The organism is Thiorhodococcus minor (assembly GCF_010820565.1).
Lineage (GTDB): Bacteria > Pseudomonadota > Gammaproteobacteria > Chromatiales > Chromatiaceae > Thiorhodococcus > Thiorhodococcus minor.
In genome coordinates, this window is record NZ_JAAIJQ010000385.1 from 1 (window position 1) to 311 (window position 311).

Sequence of the window (311 nt, forward strand, 5' to 3'; positions counted from 1 at the left end):
CGACCAACACGCCGCTCAGCGCTGACTTCCATCAGCTAGCCCGATCGTGTAACCATCAAATTCGCTGACCGCACTCACCTGGCATTCACGCTCTGGTTTCTGGCGATCTACCTGATCAGCCAGGCCAAGACCGGGCTCTCTGCTCTTGCCCTGAAACGTCAGCTGGGCGTGAGCTACCCAACCGCCTGGCTGATCCAGCACAAGCTGATGCAGGCAATGACCGAGCGTGAGCGCACCTATGCGCTCAGTGGCGACGTCCAGGTCGACGACGTCTATCTCGGCGGTGAGCTCACGGGCGGCAAGGCCGGGCG

General features: G+C 62.1%; 1 pseudogene. It reads left to right on the forward strand.

Features of this window, described 5'->3' with window-relative positions:
• Nucleotides 1-72: 72 nt before the first annotated feature.
• A pseudogene (locus tag G3446_RS27400) lies at nt 73-311 on the forward strand (IS1595 family transposase); the annotation flags it as partial.